Below are 1,696 nucleotides of genomic sequence, written 5' to 3'. Positions count from 1 at the left end.
GTCCGCGGGAGCGATCCCGCGGACCGGCGACCGACCCAACCTGGCACCCCTGCCCCTAGCCGGCAGAACCTTTCGACCAAGGGAGAAGACCCGACGTGCTTGACGTCAACTTCTTCGATGAACTCCGCATCGGCCTGGCTACGGCCGACGACATCCGCCAGTGGTCGTACGGCGAGGTCAAGAAGCCCGAGACCATCAACTACCGCACCCTGAAGCCGGAGAAGGACGGGCTCTTCTGCGAGAAGATCTTCGGTCCGACCCGGGACTGGGAGTGCTACTGCGGCAAGTACAAGCGCGTCCGCTTCAAGGGCATCATCTGTGAGCGCTGTGGCGTCGAGGTCACCCGCGCCAAGGTGCGTCGCGAGCGGATGGGCCACATCGAGCTGGCCGCTGCCGTCACCCACATCTGGTACTTCAAGGGCGTCCCGTCCCGGTTGGGCTACCTGCTCGACCTGGCCCCCAAGGACCTCGAGAAGATCATCTACTTCGCGGCCTACGTGATCACCGGTGTGAACACCGAGCTGCGGCACAACGACCTGTCGACGCTGGAAAGCGAGATCAGCGTCGAGCGCAAGCACATCGCCGACCAGCGCGATGCCGACCTCGAGGCGCGGGCCCAGAAGCTCGAGGGCGACCTGGCCACGCTCGAGGCCGAGGGCGCCAAGAGCGACCAGCGCCGCAAGGTCAAGGAAGGCGCCGAGCGCGAGATGAAGCAGCTGCGCGACCGCGCGCAGCGCGAGCTCGACAAGCTCGACGAGATCTGGGAGACCTTCACCAAGCTGGAGCCCCGCCAGCTGGTCGCCGACGAGATCCTGTACCGCGAGCTCTACGACCGGTACGGCGAGTACTTCACCGGCGGCATGGGCGCCGAGGCCATCCAGGCGCTGCTGTCGAACTTCGACATCGCCGCCGAGGCCGAGCTGCTGCGCGAGACCATCCGCAGCGGCAAGGGCCAGAAGAAGCTGCGCGCCCTCAAGCGGCTCAAGGTCGTGGCGGCCTTCCAGGCCACCGGCAACGACCCGAGCGGCATGGTGCTCAACTGCGTGCCGGTCATCCCGCCGGACCTGCGCCCGATGGTGCAGCTGGACGGTGGCCGCTTCGCGACCTCCGACCTCAACGACCTGTACCGCCGGGTCATCAACCGCAACAACCGCCTCAAGCGACTGATCGACCTCGGTGCGCCCGAGATCATCGTCAACAACGAGAAGCGGATGCTGCAGGAGTCCGTCGACGCGCTGTTCGACAACGGCCGTCGCGGGCGTCCGGTGACCGGCCCGGGCAACCGGCCGCTGAAGTCGCTGTCCGACCTACTCAAGGGCAAGCAGGGCCGCTTCCGCCAGAACCTGCTGGGCAAGCGCGTCGACTACTCCGGCCGTTCGGTCATCGTGGTCGGTCCGCAGCTGCAGCTGCACCAGTGCGGTCTCCCGAAGGAGATGGCGGTCGAGCTGTTCAAGCCGTTCGTCATGAAGCGGCTGGTCGACCTCAACCACGCGCAGAACATCAAGTCCGCGAAGCGGATGGTGGAGCGCCAGCGCCCGCAGGTGTGGGACGTGCTGGAAGAGGTCATCGCCGAGCACCCGGTCCTGCTGAACCGTGCTCCCACGCTGCACCGCCTCGGCATCCAGGCCTTCGAGCCGCAGCTGGTCGAGGGCAAGGCCATCCAGCTGCACCCGCTGGTCTGCGAGGCGTTCAACGC

General features: G+C 66.9%; 1 protein-coding gene. It reads left to right on the top strand.

Annotated elements, in window-relative coordinates; translation table 11 throughout:
• Nucleotides 1-95 precede the first annotated feature (95 nt).
• Nucleotides 96-1,696, top strand: a 1,601-nt coding sequence (locus tag ABTZ89_RS38515; protein ID WP_502949658.1) for a DNA-directed RNA polymerase subunit beta', incomplete at its 3' end; no start/stop codon positions are given.

This window comes from Saccharopolyspora sp. NPDC002686 (genome assembly GCF_040295745.1).
Lineage (GTDB): Bacteria > Actinomycetota > Actinomycetes > Mycobacteriales > Pseudonocardiaceae > Saccharopolyspora > Saccharopolyspora oryzae.
Note: the sequence above shows the minus strand (reverse complement) of the source record. Positions and strands in the feature narration are given on the sequence as shown.